The organism is Cytophagales bacterium (assembly GCA_033344775.1).
Lineage (GTDB): Bacteria > Bacteroidota > Bacteroidia > Cytophagales > Cyclobacteriaceae > JAWPMT01.
The window spans coordinates 641,312-660,120 of sequence record JAWPMT010000007.1; the positions used below are offsets into that span (position 1 = coordinate 641,312).

An 18,809-nucleotide genomic window follows, 5' to 3' on the forward strand; every position below is an offset into this window, starting at 1 on the left:
GGCCGCCAATTGTATTGCCTAAAGCACCTCCTCCATGATTTCAGCCTCTTCTTCCTGAATTTTAATGCCGTATTTCAGGGCTTTGAGCATGAACTTATAATCGGGATCTTCTTCAGAATAAGTGTAGCTCATCATACCCAATGAATCAGATTCAGCCAGATAGCGAATGAGGCGACCTTCCTTTTCCCATTTTAGTTCAAAGTTGCGAAAGGCACTGTTCAAATACCGTCTGCCTTCTTGTCTTATGATGATTGGACCAGCTTTTGCAATGGCTGTAGTGACAGAATCAAGTGGCTTCATTTTGAAATTACCCAATGTGTAGATCAGGCTTTCGGAAATGTCTCCGCCCATGATGAATTTCTTTTTGCACAGTTCTTCATCAATGTGGTAGAACGTCAACTCATTTACATCTTGTTTATACAAGGTCAGGTCCGGTTCATCCACAATATGAAATTGCATGCGGTCCTGAAAAAACACACCGAATAGCTTGGCTTGTGGCATGTACTTTCTTTCGAGATAGGACGTAAATTTTGCCGGATCGATCCTTTTGGGTTTAGGTCGTTCTACAGCAGGAATCTGAGTTATTTCTTTGACAGGCTCCTCGGTTTCTGTTTCTACTTCACAGGACCACAGTAAAATAGAAAACGCAACTAACAGGTAATTGAAAGGTTGGTTGTTTTTCAAAGTTTCCACTTTTGTTGTAAGGTACAAACGGATGATGATCTCCCGAGGTTCAAAAATGAAAAAGGGATACAAAGCGCATCCCTTTTTTGATGATTAATCTGCAAGTCTTATTCGTCCTTTAATGTAGTGGCAGGATTTAGAAAGGCAGTCTTGATCGTATGATAGGAAACTGTAAGTGCAGCAACGACAATCAAACTGATTGCCGGAATAGCAAATAGCCACCAGCTAAGAGAAATACGATTGGCAAAATCCTCCAACCAACTATTGAGCAACCAATAGCTGAGTGGTAAGGAGAGTAAAATGGCCAAGCCTACTAGTTTCAGGAAATTGGTAGTTAGCAAGATCCACAAGTTTTGAATGCTTGCCCCCAGCACTTTTCTAACACCAATCTCTTTGGTTCGCATAGCGGTGATAAAAGAGGACAAACCGAATAAACCCAGTGCCGCAACCAGAATGGCCAGGCCTGAGAATAAGCTAAAAATGGATCCGAACTTGACCTCAGTATTATACTGCTCATTGTAAAAATCATCCAGGAAAAAGAAGTCGAAAGGCTTGTTGTTGAATGCCCTTTCCCAGGATGCCTGCACGGTTTGGACAGCAGATTGCATGTTGCCGGTATTGATCCGAATAGAGTAGAACCCCCCAGGAGATTCAAAATAACGGAAAATAAGGGCATCATAGGCTTGTTTGGGAGACTCCTGACGGTAGTCCCTGACCACACCAACGATGTTGAATGTATCCCCCCAGAAGAATAATTTTTCGCGCATCAGGGAATCAGGATCGAGGAAGCCTATCCTTTTCATGGCCGCTTCATTGACGATCACATTGTTTTCTTCTGTGCCAAATTGACTGCTGAATTTTCTGCCAGCAACTAGCTCAATGCCATAGTAGTCGATGAATTGATCATCTGCCCCAATGACCCTGTATTGATTAGCGTCAGCATCACTTTGCTGGATCAACCGGATACCGCCGGCGTTCCATCCTGGAGTACGACCGGGAATGGCACTGGAAGTAGCGGTGTTTCTTACAATAGATTGACTTCTAAGATCATCTATGAAAATATTGTTTTTGATGTCGTAAATGGAGTCACTTGAGAAGCTTGGAGTTCGTAGTACCATGGTTTGATCTATAGTGATCCCAAGCTCCTGCGACTGTAAGAAATTCATTTGCTTATAGACCACAAAAGTGCCCGTGATCAGCACAATAGACGATAAAAACTGAAATGTCACTAACCCTTTTCGTAGCAAATTGCCTTTGTCACTTCCTGAGAATTTGCCTTTGAGTACCGTCACTGGCTGAAAGCCCGCCAATACCCAGGCTGGGTAGAATCCGGATAAAATGATACCCAACACGAAAACTCCGAGTGAACCGAGCCAGAAGTAAGGAGCATCTGGCCATGTGTAAGCTATGCTTCTTCCAATAAAATCATTGAAGAATGGAAAACTGATTACGATAAAGATGGCCGCTAACAAAAAGGCCATGAAATTGATTGACAAACTTTCAAACAAAAATTGACCGATCAATTGCTTTCGTTGGCTTCCCATCACTTTTCGGATACCCACTTCTTTGGCGCGATTAATGGACCGGGCAGTGGTCAGGTTGATATAATTGATCCAGGCAATGAAAAGCACGAACAAACCGATGATCAGTAGGAAGTAGGTTGTTGTTTCATCGCCAGTGGGCTTGATCTCCATTCGGTAATTAGAGGTCAGGTGAATTTTTTCGAGTGGTTGGAGTACCAGTTCTATCCAGGCAGCATCTTCTCGCAATTGTTCACCCTGACGTGCTTCCACCACATCATTGATCTTGGAAACCATATTTTCGGGTTTGGTGCCCTCCCTAAGAACCACATAATTCAGAAAGCCATCCCAATTCCAGGCGGAGCGAGAGCGTTCACTTGTGAATTGAACAAAGGATTTAAAAGAATAGAGCAGGTCAAATTTCATGTGAGAACGCTCAGGCAGGTCTTGAAATACACCCGTTACTTCAAAGTCTCTGGAGTCATTCATTGTGATGCGTTGACCCACAGGGTCTTCATTGCCAAACATTTTTTTGGACAAAGTTTCGCTTAATACGACAGTGAATGGCTCTTTGAGTACAACACTATCTACCCCTCTTAACAACGGCACAGAAAATACCTGAAAGAAATTAGCGCTGGCATAGTATGGGTCTTCTACATCGAAGTAATCATCTCCTTGTGAGATTTGTGCACTACTTTGTGTCATTTGTACATAATCCAGCACTTCTGGTATATCATTCTTTAGATGATAACCTCCACCAGCCATTCCGGCTGCCCATTGCGTGGATAATTCTCCTTTGTTGTACCGATTGGTCTGCACCCGATAGATATTTTCCTTGTTTTCGAAGAAATTATCATAGGACAGTTCAAAGTAGACATATTGTAGGATCATGAATCCTGCGGACATTCCGATCGCTAATCCGATGGTGTTGATGAAGGAATAGAAAGGATGTTTGGCCAGATTGCGATACGTGATCGTCAGGTAATTTTTCAACATGGCTTCAAGGTTTGAGTTTGACTTTTTTCTTTGTTTGAAGAGCATTCGAAAAAAGCCGAATGCCTTCAGGTAGTATCTTATTTGAGCAATGGTTTTACCTTTTTGACTTGCATCTTCCAGGAATTGCTCATGTAGGTCCCCAGCTATCCCTTCGAATAATTGAGGTTTACAAAACTTCCCTAGAAGATTTGTAATTCGTTGTGGAGGACGATATGTGATCGGCTCTTTGGTCACGATTTATCAGAGTGATTATTCGTATCTCAAGGTTTTTACCGGATTCGTGTTCGCGGCCTTGACTGTTAACCACAAAATAGAAACTGACGCAAGTACAATGACTAGCAATATTCCCAGGGTCATGATGGTCCAATCGACATTGATCGAATAGCCAAGTTTAGAAGTCCATGCATTGTTCATGAACCAGGCGATCGGCCCTCCAATCAATAGTGAGATCACAATTAATCCATAGAAACTTCTGGACAGCAACATCACCAATTGTGATACCCCAGATCCCAATACTTTTCTAACGCCAACTTCCTTGGTTTTCAATTCGACGTGGTGTAATATCATTCCGAATTGACCGATGCAGGCGATGATGATGGCTAAGGCAGCGACCAGTCCCACGATTTTAGCGATATCCTCAAATTCTGCGTAGATGTCGTCAATCTCATACGCGTAATGCGAAATTTCAAAAGGATGGATCTTGTCAAATTCCCTCCAACTGGCCTCTATGATGGCTTCTGCTTCATGATTTTCAAGATTCGCATATTTGATGTTCAGGTATTCGAATGACTCAGGCTCATACGTCAACAATAGTGGACCGGATTCAATGAATAAGAACTGGTATTTGAAGTCCTCAACAACACCAATGATTTTGATAGGACCATTTTCCGATTTCAAAGTCATAGGTAGTTGATGTTCTTCGGAAATGTCCAACTCTTTGGCCATCGCTTCGTTGATCATGGCCAGTTTTTGATCTGAATTATTGCTTTTTCTGAAGTTCTCGCCTAAGGTGAGCGAGATGCTGAAATTGTCCAGAAAGTCTTCGTTCACTGCAAAATTAGAGACCTTTTTAGGTTCAGAGTTTTCGGTCAAACTCACCTCTGTTCTTGGGACTACTTCAAGAGCAGGCAAACTACTGGACAAGCTGACACTCGTGATATTGGATTGTTTCAATAGTTCATTACGGAGTGCTTCATAAGGAGCGTCTTTGATTTCAATGCTAGCCAAGGACTCTTTTTCAAAACCATATTCCATTTCAAAGAAATGTGTTGATTGCCTTGAAACAACAATGGCAGTTATGATGAAGATGACAGAAGCAATGTACTGGATCAGCACCAGTGATTTCCTCAATGCCATTCCAGGTGCTTTCTTTCCTGTTCTCTTCAAGGCCTGCTGGAATGCGACTTTACCAACGTACCAGGAAGGATACCCTCCAGCGATCAGCCCAATGAAAATGGCAAAACCCAGGAAGTAAAGCAGTAATGAGGCATTGCTCCAAACACTGATGTCAATCTGACCCTGAATGTCTCTTAGCACCTTTAGGTCATTGAAGATAGGTAGCACGATGGCCAGTAAGGCAATGGCAAATACCCAGGAGATAAGTACCGTCACCTGTGCCTCAATCAGGAACTGGAAGATTACGGTCTTTTTACCGGCCCCCATGATTTTTCGAATGCCAATTTCTTTGGCACGTTTCAGTGATTGAGCAATGGAAAGCCCAATGTAATTGAAACAGGCGGATAACATGATGACCGACACAAGAATGACCAGGAACCACAAAACGATGTTTGGAGTGACAAAGCCCAATTCGTATCGAACCGGAGGGCCGAAATTGATGTCGCTCATCTTTTGCAATTCAAAGTTGTGAGTTCCCTGAATTTCTGAAGGAAGCAGTGGCCGGAGAGAGCTCAGGTAATTATTGATTGCCTTTTCGTTTCCTTGTGGCATCCTAAAATAGTTGTAATAAGCGCTTCTATCGGTCCAGGCCTTTTCTGGCTGATCAGAAGATATGGAAATGAGCGCATCGAACAAAAGGTGTGATCGCCCTTCTAAGGGTTTGGTGATCCCGGAAATTTGGAAAGAGCCCATGTCACCAATCTCAATGAGTTGGCCAATCGGATCCTGCTGACCGAATAGTTTTTCCGAAAGTTCTTGTGTGAGTACCACTGAACCTGGGTTGTTCAATGCCGAAGCAGGATTGCCTGAATTTAGTTCATAGCCGAAAAAGGAGAAGAAATTAGGTTCCGCGTACAGGCCTGAAAAACCAATTGTTTTGTCGGATAAGCGAATGTCAGAAGCTACCGATTTATAGCGAGAAGTTGCTTCGATGTTATCGAAGTTTCCTGCTAGTCGTTCAGCAATATCGTAAGGCGTGGTAGCTAGCTTGCGCTCACGGTCTCTTTCGTTGTTGGTGGTAAGAATTCGGTAGCTGGATTCGTAATGTTCATTGTGTCGGTCCATGCCCTGCTGATCCAGGTAAAAAAGGATCATGAGTAAGCAGAGTGTCATGGAAGTGGCGAGTCCGAAAATGTGGATCGCCGAGAATACACGCTGTTTTTTCATTGACCGTACAGCGCTGGTGAAATAGTGATTGACCATGTAAAGATTAGATTTTGAGTTTTTTCTTAAAAATTTTAGACGCATGAATCCAAGCGCCTGAAAGGAGTACAGCAACTTTGCCCTGAATTGACCTTTTCGGGCAGCATTTTCATGCAGTTTTTCCTCCAGATCACCCTGAATGCCTTCCAGCAATCGGGGATCACAGAAACGTTCGAGTAACCATTCGATGAAAGCCGGACCTCTCATTCAAAAGCAACTTTTGGAATCGCATCCCAGATGTCATTGCGAATGGACCGGGTTTGCTCTAATGCCTTTTGTCCGGCTACTGTGACCCGGAACAGGTGCTTTCGTCTACCACCACGCTCGGGGCTGGACCCATCGTAGCGAGAGGTGACAAAGCCTTTTTCATCCAGACGGTACAATACCGCATGGACAGTACTAATAGAGATAGATCGGTTGCATTTTTCTTTGATCGACTTTTGAATGGCCACGCCGTAAGCATCGTCATACAACATCGCTATGGTCAGCATGACCAATTCTTCCAGTTCTCCAAGGTTAGTTCCCTTCATAGTTTCTCTTTTTCAAGATTCAAATGTCACACTGAGCCTGTCGAAGTGCGACATTCAAGCTCGTTCTAACAGATATACTCCCAAAATTGTAATAAGTTTCGTATTTGTAAAAATTGAATGAAAAATTTCTTTCGTATTTGTAAAAAATGAACGCTAACCTCGTTCAGAATGTCATTTAATCCCTCAATTTTCCGAGACTGAGCTTAAGTCCCCCTTGAAAGGGGGTGCCCGAAGGGTGGGGGATTTTAGCAACAAAAAAGCCACAACTTTCGATGTGGCTTATCATTCTCCGTTATGCTGAGCCCGCCTGACGGTTGAGATGGGCCAGGGGATTAATTCATCGACAAAACATTACCAGTCGAAATTCCATTCATTTCTCTATCCAGAAACTCCGTGAGATCAATCGGTCGGTTGATCTTGTACTCCGTAGATTTCAAATCAATTCGCAAGGTCTTGTTTTCATCATTACGGAAACTTGCCAGGTCCAGGTTATTCAAATCCTGATTCGCTTCCATTGCGATACCATTACCATCTACCACCATGAAAGCAAACAATTGCTGTCCGGGATAGATCACAAAGTGACTCATGCCTGTTTTATCATAGCGTAATACTGCATTTTGATCCTTGATCATCACGAACAAGTCGGTGATTTGATCATTAAGCTTTTCACCATCGAGATAGATCTCAGCCGCAACCATCAGGCGCTCTTCTTCTTTGATGTAATCGTAGTTGTAAACACCCATTTTGCTGATGTTGAATTCTCGAAGCACTTTATTCTGAGCGCCCAAAGTGACTTTTTCTTCCTCAACCTTCGCAAGTAAAGCCTCATACTCGGCAGATCTTTCTTCTGGCTGATTCTCATAAAGGTCAGATAAAGCCATTTTAGGAGAGATGTAAGCGGTGTAATCAGTGAATTGTTTCCACTCGTTATTTTCATACTCCCAACGCAAGAATTTAACACGGTATCGGTTTTTTCCAACCCACTTAACTTCAGGGTTTCGATACGTTTTACTATTCAAGATCCAATTCGGCAATGGCTTCTCGGACTTCCAAAGCAAAAGATTCGGATTTCGCTTCTCTCCGTTCCAATCCACTTCCTTCCAAACACGCTCATTCATCATAGCTGTCACGCCATAACTTTTGAGTTTGGTTCTTAGTAATCTGTCTAGCGTTTCAACCGCTGGAGAGGTTTCCCAGGTATAGTAATTGAATCGTTTATCCTTCAACTTGGCACGATCCTCATCTAGATAAATGTCCAGATCATAACCATAGTTGAACGCGAAACAATCGGTTAGATCATAATCCACACTTTTGCTTTCCATGTCTGTAATGGAATTGTTCAGACTATCGATCAGCGGATTGGGCGTAGGCTCAGAAGTGCCCAATTTATCCCAGGTTTTCCCTTCTTTATTCAGTGCGAAGAAATCGTATTGATCGCCCTCGACATTAGATGAGATCACCGTCCTGATCGATTTACCCTGGCTTAATTCCAGTTCTTGCCCATTGGCGGATGCACTGAGGTCGAACATGGCCGCAGATTGCATGACTGATGGATTTTCCTTGTTCCCGTAGTTCAATGGAATACCGGAAATCAAAATGGTGCCCGGGTCAGAGATCGCAGTATAAGCAACTTTGACATCCCCGGTTACAGGTTGTCCTTCCTGATTGACAAATGCATTGGCAGGTACATGAATTTCTGTACCGTTCCCAACGAGTAAGACGCCACCGGTGGTAGCATCCATGACTTGCTCTACCGCTTCATTGGTCACTCCCTGAAAAGGAGCGCGAATAAAAGCTGGATCGGGGCTACAGGCAAATAGCAACAGCCCCGTTAACATGATAATTAGTGATTTGGAATGCATAACAATTTATTCAGTTGACTATAAATTCTGATACTGATGTCGCCAAAGGCGTGTTGATCTCCATTGAAATTGGGACCGTGAGGGAAGTTTTGCTTGGTCTGATACAATCGAATGGCTGACCCGGACTTGCCAAGTCCCAGGTTATAAGCCGTAGCAATGAAATGTAAGCTTTGCTGATCGGTTAAGCCTTCTAGTTCGGCTGCGTATTGCTTTTTGATCAATTGCTCAAAAGCTTGCAAGTACTTTACAGAATATTCAATATTAAGGATGCGATCGATGCGCTCTTGTCGAATGCCGGTGGCGTCGGAGGCATAGAACCCAATCAGATCTGCATACTCATTTTGCAGCTGCTCATCTTTCCTGATTTCATCTTCAAGAGTTTCTATAAAAGAAGGCTTCATCTGAAAATACCCAACACTGAAATCCACCTGCCCGGAACCTAACGCGGCATACATAAGACGCAGTGCCTGTACCTCCATCAGGTTGGACAATTCACGGTATCGAATGTATTCGGGAGCAGCAATAGCCAGGGTAAATGCCAGTGAAGCATCATCATTTGGATAGTTGGTAACTACTTCTTCCACAAGGAAGTCACAAGTTTCCTTTACTTGTTGATCAATAGATGATACAGGCCAAAAGACAGCTAAAGCAAGAGTGAGTCGGTACAGCATTGGCGGAATGGTGTAAGACATTAACGTATAAAAAGTTAAATATTGTTAATGAATTGAAATTGCCTTCCTTTGTTTTTTTCTAAAACAATCATGAAAGTTTCCGAACTCAACATCTATCCCATCAAATCAACGCGTCAGGTTTCGCTTCAAAAATCTAAAGTACTTGCCACCGGACTGGCCCATGATCGGGAGTGGCTGCTGATTGATCATAATCAGGAACTGATCACCGCAAGAGATTACCCGAGACTGTTACAAGTGCGGACTCAGGTGGAGAAAAACAAGTTGAAAATTGCTACCCCGCTTGAAAGTTTCACTTTTCAGGACCCGGAAGAGGACCCGGAGATCAGTTTTCGGTTTTTCAACGAGCAGTTGTGTGGAAAAATCTATTCCAGGGCAGCCAATCAATGGTTTTCGGATTACCTGGGCATTACCTGTCAGGTGATTCACCAAAAAGAAGTTTTTCGTCCCATGCTTGAAAAGCGGGGAGGAAAGGCCGGAGATCAGGTCAATTATGGTGACGAAGCTCCAATCTTATTAATTGGACAAGGCTCACTGGATGACCTCAACAGCCGTTTGGAAAGTCCGGTAACCATGGGGCATTTCCGACCAAACATTGTGATCAACGATGCTAAACCTTACGAAGAAGATCAATGGAAAAGAATCCGAATTGGGGTATGTGAGTTCGATGTAGCGCAGGTTTGTAGGCGATGTGTGTTTACGACTATTGATCCCATTACTCAGGAGAAAAATAAGCGAGGTGAGCCGCTAAGAACCCTGGCTGGTTACCGTAAAGTTGCGGATGGAGGAGTGGCGTTCGGAATGCATTTGATTCCACGGAAATTAGGTGAGATCCAGAAGGGAAACGAAGTGATAGTTGTCAAATGAATTGATTGAGATAATTTAGTTGCCGCAAATAAGTGAAGGCAAAACAATTTTTCTACTCATGATGAAAGCAAGGTTATTACTGAAGATATCATTCTTTTTATTGGCACTGGGAGCTCAGTCACAGGACGTCAAAGAGCGGTTATATTTCAAAATTGGAGTTGGGAATTCTTTTGGGTTATCTGCTACGCAATTAGACTTTCCAGTTGGATCAAATGGGGTGTTTGAAGAGAACTATCGTCCTGGAGGCGGGTATAATCTCTATTTCGGCATAGGAGTTCCGCTCAATACTGATTTGGATCTTGAAGTTACCCTGGAACAGACCATGCAACTCAGTTTTACGCAGACAGCATCAACCGGAGGGTTTGGAAGTTCCTCAGCTAGTACCTTCCAAAGTTTCTTTAGAACCAGTTTGAATGTAGGTGCTTATTTCAATCTTCCTGAACTAAACAACGGAGCTAATTTCCGAATAGGAGGAGGTGGTTTCTATACCGTTCCTTCGAAAGGGACTTTCCGGTCTGATGGCGAGACCTGGGGGACTTTTAGATTACAATCAGGGCCAGGATTATTATTTGGAGCCAGCTTGAGCGCACCAGTGGAGAAAGTAATTCTGGAGCCAGGATTACGGGTAAAAATTGCGAACCTGGATGTGAAAGAAAATAACTTTGATGATCCCAACAATCAGATCACGTCAGGAAACATTTCTAGTATAGATATCTTGTTTGCTATTCTTTTCTAGAAAAAGAGATGAGGCCAGAGGTTGAACGCTGACCTCAATATTTTTAAGCTTCTACTTTGATTCCTTCATTTCCGATGATCAAAGCAGGAGCTTCCATTCTGCTTGCATTATCGTTGCTTCCGTTTTCCAATTTCAGTACCCCTCTTGGACAAACCGCTGCACAAACCCCGCAACCGACACAGGAAGATCTTACAATATTTTGACCTCTTTGCGCATACCAGCGAACGTCAATGCCCTGCTCGCAATAGGTAGAGCAGTTACCGCAAGAAATACACTGACCCCCATTGGTGGTAATTCTGAAACGAGATTTGAACTTCTGTACCAACCCCATGTAGGCAGCAAGCGGACAGCCAAACCGACACCAAACCCGATTACCCATGACAGGATAAAATCCAGTTCCGATCACGCCGGAAAAGACGGATCCGATCAGGAAACCATAGTATTCTCTTACTTTACCCGTATTCATGCCAATGAATTGATCAGCCCCTGAGAAATACGTGTATAACACACCTGCAGTCATGATGACGGCAAATACCATCACTCCATGGATCAACCAACGTTCTATTTTCCACGCCTTCAGGCTTTTATCCGAATGCTGACGGTATGGATCTCCTAAAGTTTCGGCCAAACCACCACAACCACATACCCATGAGCAGTACCACCTTTTCCCATAGAAGTACACTAGAACAGGAACAATAATGGCTGTTAAAGCAATGCCCCAGCCAAGCATGAACATGCCCACATTACCAGAAGCTATGAGGTTATTGATATTCCAGTCAAAGAAGAAATCATAATCAAGGGGCCAGGCATTCTTGAAATCCATGTAAGGCATGTTGAACCGTACCAACAGCTCAGGAATAAGGAATGCGAATCCTAATTGGAAGAACAGTACTGAAGTAGTTCTCACCATCTGATACATGTTGTGGCGATATTTTACATACATACGAATACCCATGACCAGCATCACCGAAGTGTACATGGTGCCGTACAGGAACCATTGACTGGCAGGATTGCCACTAAGCGCCATGCTGAGCGGATCTACCGGGTAGACCCAACTGGTGATGAACGCAGGATAGAAATATAGCAGGACATAGAACCCGACCAGCCAACCGAAAACGATGTAGGCTACCCAGCCACGATTAGTGACCGGATTTTGATAAATGTGATTGTTTTTGATGCCTGGTTTCCCCAGCAAGACCATGTCAGGGAGGATAAACATCAATCCACCAATGATGGCCAATCCGAAAGTAAGGAAGAAGAACAATAACTTATTCTCGGCTACAGGACCCTTACCGGACGTTTTCATCAATGCCGGCGCCACATCTTTATAAGGATTGTCCCAAAAGACATTGTTCCAATCCTGTTCAGACTTATAAACATCGTTGGCCGCCTCGAGGGTGGAAGCTACAGTGGTTGCAAAGCCTACAGCACTGAGTTCTTTGCCGATGACATGGTCTTTCATGCCTTGCAGGAACAGTTCGTTTTTCAGGCCTTTTGATGAGGCGTACTGATCGAATGTGGCCTGATCCAGCTCATAAGTTCCAAGCAGTGGCGAAACGGTGAATATGGCCACTCCAAGTACCAGAATGGCTAAACCAATGGATTTGATTGTTTTCATCTTTCTGAATATGTCTTTATTGCGCGTAGGCTAAAATTCTTTTCCAACTTTTTGATTTCGGCTTGACCGAAGTGTTATTCTCCTGATTGAACTGATCAATGATCTCTTGTTCATGTGCTTTATAGAACTCAGGGTCGTAATTGGCATCTTTCAGGTGTTCCAGCACATACTCGATGCTCTTTTCGTCTTGCATCCATTTATTGAATGAGTGGTGACGAAGACGAATGCCGAAAGTGTTTACCCCCAGGAATTTGCGACTTGACTTGTCAAAAACAAAGTGCATGCATTTTTTGCCAGATTCGTGTTCCCAGTAAAACTCCTGCTCATTGTCTTTCAATTGAGCCCAGACATGTCCGTAAGTCTGATATTCAATATCGAAAAACTTGGCGGAATTGAACCAGTACCCCGGATCATAGGTCGTTTTTTCTCCGGTTAAGGTTTTCGCCAGGCTCTCACCCATCATGCGGCCCGTATACCAAACGGCTTCAATGGGTCTCCTATTAGTAATGGGATCTCTTCTTTGGGCGCAATCGCCGGCGGCATAAACATCCGGAATATTGGTCTCCAGATATTCATTGACCATGATGCCTCGCTGTATTTCCAGAGAAGAGTCTTTTAAGAAATCCACATTTGGTGAAACACCCACGGTCAATCCAACAAACTGACATTCGATGGTTTCGCCTTTATTGGTGACGACAGCTTTTACACGGCCATTGCCATCATCAATGATTTCTTTAAGTTCTGTTTCGAGTCTGAGATCGATATGATTTTCACGAATGTGTTGATCAATCAATTTCGCTTCCTGATTGGGGATCACGCCATTCCAGAAATGCGACTCCCTTACCAGATAGGTTACAGGGATGTTTCTGGAGTGCAGCATTTCTGCCATTTCAATTCCGATCAGGCCACCACCGATGACTACTGCATGTTTGATGCCGACCGTATTTTTCTCCATGAGCTCCAGGTCCTGAAAGTTGTACAATCCCTGTACACTGTCAAGATCTTGTCCGGGCCATCCGAATTTGTTGGACTTGGATCCGGTTGCCAGTACTAACTTGTCATAACTCAATTTTTCCCCACCTTCGAACTCCAGTGCCTTTCCATCAAAATCCACGGACTTTACCCAGGCTCGTTTCAGTTCAATTTTATTCTTTTCCCAAAACCAGTCTTCGTAGGGTTTGGTGTGTTCGTATTTCATATGTCCCATGTAGATGTACATGAGCGCAGTTCTGGAAAAAAAATGATCCGTCTCACCGGAGACGATGGTGATTTTATCGTCGCTGCGTTTGCGAATGTGCCTGGCGGTGGTCACACCCGCGATGCCATTGCCGACAATTACGATGTGCTGCATATAGAGATGACTTAGTTAGGTAAAGTAAGTGAGTGAAGTCCGAGCCAGTTTCAAGATAGAAAGATAAGCTTAGTTTATGTCTCTTCTTTGACACAATGAATTGAAGAAGGACGTGTGTAGCAACATGTAATATGATTTTAGCGTACAGAGTACAAATAATTGTTTAAATAATGAAACAAATCCTCGCTATACTACTGATGTTTGTCTCCTTGACGGGATTTTCTCAAGCAGACTTTTTTAAGAAAGCAGATGCCTTTTTTAAGGCTAATGTGAATGATCAAGGTGGAGTAGCTTACGATAATGTGAAAGCAGATCGATCAGATTTAAATGAATTGGTCTCCTTGATCGCAAATGCCGACTTTGACTCCTATGACGCGCAAACACAGAAAGCGTTCATGATCAATACGTATAATATCTGGGTGATTGAGCAGGTAGTTGATCTGTTGCCAATTAAAAGTCCTTTGGACAATCCTAAGTTCTTTAACGGGATCGAACATACCATGGCAGGAAAGTCCTACACCCTCGATGGATTGGAAAAAGGAAAGCTATATGTAGAATATCCCGATTCGAGATTACACTTTGCCCTGGTATGTGCGGCTAAAAGTTGCCCACCATTGGCCAATTACGGTTGGTATCCTGAAGGGTTAGAGGATAAACTTGAAACCAGAACGAAAGAAGTATTGAATCTGGATTGGTTCATTCAGGTAGGAAAGAAAGTGAGTGCATCTCAGATCTTTAGCTGGTATAAGAAAGATTTTGAGAAAGATGGCAAACTGATTGACTACATCGCAAAGTACAGAGAAGGAGTTGCAGGAAAGAAAGTTACTTTCTACGAATATGATTGGACATTGAATCAGCAGTGAGTTATTAAGGTGGTTACTGTGATACGGTAGGTTAGGTTTGGTGTTTTCCACCTTAGGAGCCCCTCGGAAGAGGGGCTTTTTTCTTTTCGCGAGCAGTAACCAGATTACTTAGAGTAATCTGGTTTCTAAGCTCGGCTCAAATCTTCGCCTGATACGTATACAGCTGATAGTATCGGCCTTCCGCAGCGATCAGCTCATCGTGGGTGCCTCGCTCCACGATCTTTCCTTTCTCGATGACCAGAATCTGATCAGCTTGTCGGATGGTACTCAATCGGTGGGCGATCACGAAAGTAGTCCGGCCTTCCATCAGTCGTGACAGACTTTGCTGAATGTAACTTTCACTTTCTGTATCCAGGTTTGAAGTGGCTTCATCCAGAATCAAAATCCGTGGATCGGCCAATATGGCACGGGCAATGGCCAGTCGTTGACGCTGACCTCCGGAAAGCTTCACCCCACGCTCTCCGATTAACGTATCCAATCCTTCTTCAAAACGCTCGGTAAATTCATTGACATGCGCAGCTTTGACAGCATCCATCAATTGATCTTCGGTGGCGTCAGGCCTCGGGAATAAGATGTTTTCCCGGATGGTGCCTTCAAATAAGAAATCATCCTGAAGCACCACACCCAGATTTTCGCGGTAACTATTCAAGGGAACTTTTGAAATGTCCTGGCCATCGATGGTAAGCAAGCCTTTTTCAGGCATCAGAAAAGAGGCTGCCAATCCGGCGATGGTAGATTTTCCTGAACCTGAACTCCCGACCAATGCGGTAACTGAACCGGCAGGAGCTTCCAGGTTGATATCGTGAATGACTTCCTTGTCCTCTTCGTATGCGAATGAAACATCCTGAAATTTGATGTCTCCTTTGATGTCTTTTAATGCTACCGTTCGAACACTCGGATCATCTTCTTCCTGCATGTTCATGATCTCTTCGGTACGGTCAAGTCCGGCAAAAGCCTCAGTTAATTGCGTACCGATGTTACCCATTTGTAAGATTGGAGCTATCATAAAAGCTACGAGGAACATGAATTGGATCAGGTCGCCTTTGGTTAGTGCGTCATCTCCTCCGATAATTAAGTAAGCACCTAATCCTAAAACAGAAACCGTAGCCAATCCAATCAAGAAAGCACCTGAACTTCCCATGGTAGCAGTGGCAGTTAAAGTGCGCTTGATGTTTTCAAAAAGCTTTTCAACGCCATTTTCGAAAACCTTTACTTCTTGTTTCTCGGCATTAAAACCTTTGATCACACGAACACCGTTCAAGGTTTCGGTTAATCGTCCTGTTACCTCGGCATTGATTTTCCCACGTTCTCTGAACACAGGTCTGATGGTTCCCATAACCTTCCATGAAATGACCCCAAAGATGGCCATTGGGATTAGTGCAACTACTGTAAGTATCGGACTGATGTTGACTAATAGAAACACGGATAATAAGGCAGTTAAAGTTCCTCCGACAAGCTGAACTAGCCCGGTGCCGACCAGATTTCTCACACCTTCCACATCCGACATGATCCTGGAAACCAATTCTCCTGAACGGCTATTGTCAAAAAAACGAATGGGTAAGTAAATGATCTTATTTTGAACACGTACACGCAATTGTGCGATCAAATGCTGCGCTTCCACGCTCAAAAGTTTGGTTTGTAGAAATGAAGTAATTGCCTGAATGGTTACAGCAATCATTACTACTACTGCGATCAGTTTAAGAAATTCGGAATCTCCCTGATCAATTACATCATCGATCAGGTATTTAGTACTCATAGGAAGCACGAATCCCGAGAGTCTGCCAATGATGATTAAGAAAAGTCCAATAAAGACCGTTTTTCGACGGGGCCAGATGATCGTTTTGAAAACGTGGCCCATGGTCACTTTTGATTTTGCCATGTAAGTAGTAAATGCAGCTAAGTCAATGCAAAATACGATGTGACCTGTTAAAAGTTCCCGATTCCGTTAATTGTTTGCGGATCGTGTCTTCATCATCATAAATTATTCGTGAATCAAGACGAAGCAATATTTGTGCAAATGAGAAAATCAGCCGCCTTTTGGTAAATCCAGATAGCCATGTTCCGTGGCATAAACAGTCAGTTCCGCCCGGTTCTTGAACTTCATTTTTGCCATCACATTTCTACGGTGGGTCTCTGCCGTATGTGCACTGATGAATAATTTATCTGCCAATTCGTTCACCGTCAGCCCTTTTGCCAGCAAGGTCATTACTTCAGTTTCTCTCTTGGTTAGCTTTACCTGGTGGTTAGTGCCCTGCCTTCGCATGCTTGAGATCAATGTTCCCATGGCTTCTTGTGAAAAATAGGGTTCGCCCGACAGTACTTGAGAGACGGCACCAAGGACCTGATTTTTGGAACTGTTTTTCAGAAGGTACCCATCGGCACCACTCTCAATGGATGACTGTATGAACGCGGCCTTGTCATATTGAGTCAGGATCAGCACCTTGATATCAGGATAAGTCGCTTTGATCTCTTTCAAGAGACTCAGCCCGTCTATGCCAGGAAGATTGATGTCCAATAATATGAGGTCAACCTTGTTTTTTGCGAGAAATGGTATAACCAGATTCCCATCGGCCAGTTTGTCCAGCAATGAGATGCTGGATTCATCTGCCAGGATATTTTGCAAACCATCACTGAATATGGGATGATCTTCAACGATCAGTATTTCTTTCATATCGGAAACTCTACGGTGATCATGGTACCTTGTCCTTTGCCGGAATCTACATTGAAATGACCATTCAGTTCATGAGCTCGGGACATGACATTTCTGAGTCCCATACCTGAGGAGCTTTCTTTGACTTTCAGGCTATTGAAACCCACACCATCATCTTCTACCGTAATGATCAGTTGATCCTCAATTCGGTTTACTTGAGTGACGATTTCTGTGGCCCGAGAATGCTTAAGTGCATTGCTGATTAATTCCTGTACAATGCGGTAGGCATTGATCTCTACTTTGTTTTCTAACCTTTCGGTCAGGTCAAGGTATTGTAATTCAAAATTGATCTTTTCAGAACCTTTGATTTTGTCAGCAAGGTCTTCTAGGGCAGCAATTAGTCCAAATTTATTCAGCACCTTAGTTTCCAGGTTGTGCGAGATCCGGCGAACTTCATCTACGGTTTCGTCCAACAAACTGGTCAGTTTTGTATCGGAAGTATCTGTTTGTAATTTCATGGCTGATAGCATGCTGCCTACCCGATCATGGAGATCTTCGGCAATGCGTTTGCGTTCCTTTTCTTCCCCTTCAAGCATTGCATTGATGGATTTCAATTCCTGATCCCTGACCATCTGGTCGACCTGCTGCTGATGGAGTTCCTGATCTTTTTCTCTAAGGACCGTTTCACGCTCTCGAAGTTCCTGGTCCTTTCGCCGTAGGATTTTCTGGTCCTTCAGGCGTTTTTGATTGAAGAGGATCACCACAATGGCGCATCCCGCAACAATGAATAGTATAAGCATAAGTGTTCTGTTTTCCGTGGTTTTAATGAGAATAGTTGCTTCATTGAGTTTTAGCTGCTGGTCTTTCTTTTCGGTTTCGTATGAGATCTTTAGGTTCTCTATGATTTGTTGTTTGTCTTCGTTGTACAATGAATCATGATAAATAGTGTGTATTTTATGATATTTTAATGCACTATCTGCCAGATTTAATTCATCAAATGCCGTGGCAAGATTTATTGAGGATCCTGCGATTATATCCCAAGAATTCACCTGAAACCCTAACTTCTGTGCTTTTCTGTTTTGAACAATTGAGGCATTCCAGTCTTCTGCTTTTAGTAATGAGAACCCACGATTCATGTGGACCATACCTATCTTGAATGAATTTTCAAGAGCCTCGTAAATTTTTAGAGATTTGTTGTAATAGAGATCTGATGAATCAGTAGATATTTCATCAAATGTTGTTGCGATGTTCATGGAAATCCCACCAAGTTGAAAGGAATCCGGTAGACTCTTGGCAATGGTTAATGCCCGCTTATAGTGCTTTAAAGCTTTTTGTTTATCTAATAGGTTATTCTTCTTTAACTTATTTAGTTCAATGGAGTAGACATTACCAAGATTGTTCAATGTAATCATTTCCATCCTGATATTTCCATGTGATTTATAGACCTCCAGGCTTTCCTTAAACTTTTCCAGACTCAATTCTGGGTTTTGTTCGCTCTCCAAATAGTAATTCCCAAGCCCTATATTGACATTGGCGATACCGATTTCATCATTTAATTGTCGAAATATTCGATCACTTAAATTGTAGTACTCTAAGCACTTATCATAGTTTGTTAGGTAGTACCAAACTGTACCGATGTTGTTGTAAACTTTACCTATCCCGACACTGTCATTAATCGCCAAGAATCCATCCAAGGCCTCTTGATAGTAATATAATGCGGAATCAAATTTGGCATTATTCTTAGCATAAATTCCTTTTCTTCTATATCCTTCTGGATCTGGATTTTCAGAAAATGGAACTAGCAGAGCCAGACAAATTGTTATAAAATGATTTGACATACATGCA

At 43.1% G+C, this 18,809-nt stretch carries 14 protein-coding genes; 3 read left to right on the top strand and 11 right to left on the bottom strand.

Translation table 11 applies throughout. From position 1 onward, the window contains the following. Positions 1-18 precede the first annotated feature (18 nt). The 6 genes from R8G66_34810 to R8G66_34835 form a co-directional block, all read right to left on the bottom strand. Positions 19-684 (bottom strand): hypothetical protein, encoded by a 666-nt coding sequence (locus R8G66_34810; GenBank protein MDW3197590.1) that lies wholly within the window; start codon positions 682-684, stop codon positions 19-21. Positions 685-791: 107 nt separating this feature from the next. Further along, positions 792-3,434: an ABC transporter permease gene (locus tag R8G66_34815; protein ID MDW3197591.1), complete on the bottom strand. Its 2,643-nt coding sequence runs from the start codon at positions 3,432-3,434 to the stop codon at positions 792-794. Between the two features lie 15 nt (positions 3,435-3,449). Then, entirely contained in the window at positions 3,450-6,005 is a 2,556-nt protein-coding gene (locus R8G66_34820; protein ID MDW3197592.1) for an ABC transporter permease, read from the bottom strand. Continuing rightward, the gene (locus R8G66_34825) at positions 6,002-6,328 is read right to left on the bottom strand and encodes a helix-turn-helix transcriptional regulator (protein MDW3197593.1); all 327 of its coding nucleotides are present in this window, start codon (positions 6,326-6,328) and stop codon (positions 6,002-6,004) included. The genes R8G66_34820 and R8G66_34825 overlap by 4 nt, the downstream gene beginning before the upstream one ends. A gap of 332 nt (positions 6,329-6,660) precedes the next feature. After that, positions 6,661-8,166, bottom strand: coding sequence for a hypothetical protein (locus tag R8G66_34830; GenBank protein ID MDW3197594.1), 1,506 nt, complete (start codon positions 8,164-8,166; stop codon positions 6,661-6,663). A 5-nt stretch (positions 8,167-8,171) separates the two neighbouring features. Next, on the bottom strand, positions 8,172-8,882 hold the full coding sequence (locus tag R8G66_34835) for a hypothetical protein (protein ID MDW3197595.1): 711 nt from the start codon (positions 8,880-8,882) through the stop codon (positions 8,172-8,174). Between the two features lie 69 nt (positions 8,883-8,951). Between R8G66_34835 and R8G66_34840 the strand changes: the two genes are divergently transcribed. Both R8G66_34840 and R8G66_34845 read left to right on the top strand, forming a co-directional pair. Further along, a complete protein-coding gene (locus tag R8G66_34840) occupies positions 8,952-9,746 on the top strand; it encodes an MOSC domain-containing protein (protein ID MDW3197596.1) in 795 nt (264 codons plus the stop codon). A gap of 58 nt (positions 9,747-9,804) precedes the next feature. Next, positions 9,805-10,482, top strand: coding sequence for a hypothetical protein (locus tag R8G66_34845; GenBank protein ID MDW3197597.1), 678 nt, complete (start codon positions 9,805-9,807; stop codon positions 10,480-10,482). Positions 10,483-10,525: 43 nt separating this feature from the next. Here the strand turns inward: R8G66_34845 and R8G66_34850 are convergent, their stop codons facing one another. Then, positions 10,526-12,100 carry a 4Fe-4S binding protein gene (locus R8G66_34850; protein MDW3197598.1) on the bottom strand — a complete coding sequence of 525 codons (1,575 nt, stop codon included), beginning with the start codon at positions 12,098-12,100 and terminating at the stop codon, positions 10,526-10,528. A gap of 16 nt (positions 12,101-12,116) precedes the next feature. Next, on the bottom strand, positions 12,117-13,451 hold the full coding sequence (locus R8G66_34855; GenBank protein ID MDW3197599.1) for an FAD/NAD(P)-binding oxidoreductase: 1,335 nt from the start codon (positions 13,449-13,451) through the stop codon (positions 12,117-12,119). A 170-nt stretch (positions 13,452-13,621) separates the two neighbouring features. Between R8G66_34855 and R8G66_34860 the strand changes: the two genes are divergently transcribed. Continuing rightward, positions 13,622-14,314: a DUF547 domain-containing protein gene (locus tag R8G66_34860; GenBank protein ID MDW3197600.1), complete on the top strand. Its 693-nt coding sequence runs from the start codon at positions 13,622-13,624 to the stop codon at positions 14,312-14,314. Between the two features lie 136 nt (positions 14,315-14,450). Here R8G66_34860 and R8G66_34865 read toward each other — a convergent pair whose 3' ends face one another. The 3 genes from R8G66_34865 to R8G66_34875 all read right to left on the bottom strand — a co-directional run bounded on the left by R8G66_34865 (position 14,451) and on the right by R8G66_34875 (position 18,658). Continuing rightward, positions 14,451-16,193, bottom strand: coding sequence for an ABC transporter ATP-binding protein (locus tag R8G66_34865; GenBank protein MDW3197601.1), 1,743 nt, complete (start codon positions 16,191-16,193; stop codon positions 14,451-14,453). A gap of 147 nt (positions 16,194-16,340) precedes the next feature. After that, positions 16,341-16,985: a response regulator transcription factor gene (locus R8G66_34870; GenBank protein ID MDW3197602.1), complete on the bottom strand. Its 645-nt coding sequence runs from the start codon at positions 16,983-16,985 to the stop codon at positions 16,341-16,343. Beyond that, positions 16,982-18,658 (bottom strand): sensor histidine kinase, encoded by a 1,677-nt coding sequence (locus R8G66_34875; GenBank protein ID MDW3197603.1) that lies wholly within the window; start codon positions 18,656-18,658, stop codon positions 16,982-16,984. The genes R8G66_34870 and R8G66_34875 overlap by 4 nt, the downstream gene beginning before the upstream one ends. Between the last annotated feature and the right edge of the window lie 151 nt (positions 18,659-18,809).

What these genes read in the sequence shown, in the direction of transcription:
- R8G66_34855 (MDW3197599.1), bottom strand. Translation starts at nt 13,451, where the DNA reads ATGCAGCACATCGTAATTGTCGGCAATGGCATCGCGGGTGTGACCACC.
- R8G66_34850 (MDW3197598.1), bottom strand. Translation starts at nt 12,100, where the DNA reads ATGAAAACAATCAAATCCATTGGTTTAGCCATTCTGGTACTTGGAGTG.
- R8G66_34840 (MDW3197596.1), top strand. Translation starts at nt 8,952, where the DNA reads ATGAAAGTTTCCGAACTCAACATCTATCCCATCAAATCAACGCGTCAG.
- R8G66_34865 (MDW3197601.1), bottom strand. Translation starts at nt 16,193, where the DNA reads ATGGCAAAATCAAAAGTGACCATGGGCCACGTTTTCAAAACGATCATC.
- R8G66_34845 (MDW3197597.1), top strand. Translation starts at nt 9,805, where the DNA reads ATGATGAAAGCAAGGTTATTACTGAAGATATCATTCTTTTTATTGGCA.
- R8G66_34820 (MDW3197592.1), bottom strand. Translation starts at nt 6,005, where the DNA reads ATGAGAGGTCCGGCTTTCATCGAATGGTTACTCGAACGTTTCTGTGAT.
- R8G66_34830 (MDW3197594.1), bottom strand. Translation starts at nt 8,166, where the DNA reads ATGTTAACGGGGCTGTTGCTATTTGCCTGTAGCCCCGATCCAGCTTTT.
- R8G66_34825 (MDW3197593.1), bottom strand. Translation starts at nt 6,328, where the DNA reads ATGAAGGGAACTAACCTTGGAGAACTGGAAGAATTGGTCATGCTGACC.
- R8G66_34870 (MDW3197602.1), bottom strand. Translation starts at nt 16,985, where the DNA reads ATGAAAGAAATACTGATCGTTGAAGATCATCCCATATTCAGTGATGGT.
- R8G66_34860 (MDW3197600.1), top strand. Translation starts at nt 13,622, where the DNA reads ATGAAACAAATCCTCGCTATACTACTGATGTTTGTCTCCTTGACGGGA.
- R8G66_34835 (MDW3197595.1), bottom strand. Translation starts at nt 8,882, where the DNA reads ATGTCTTACACCATTCCGCCAATGCTGTACCGACTCACTCTTGCTTTA.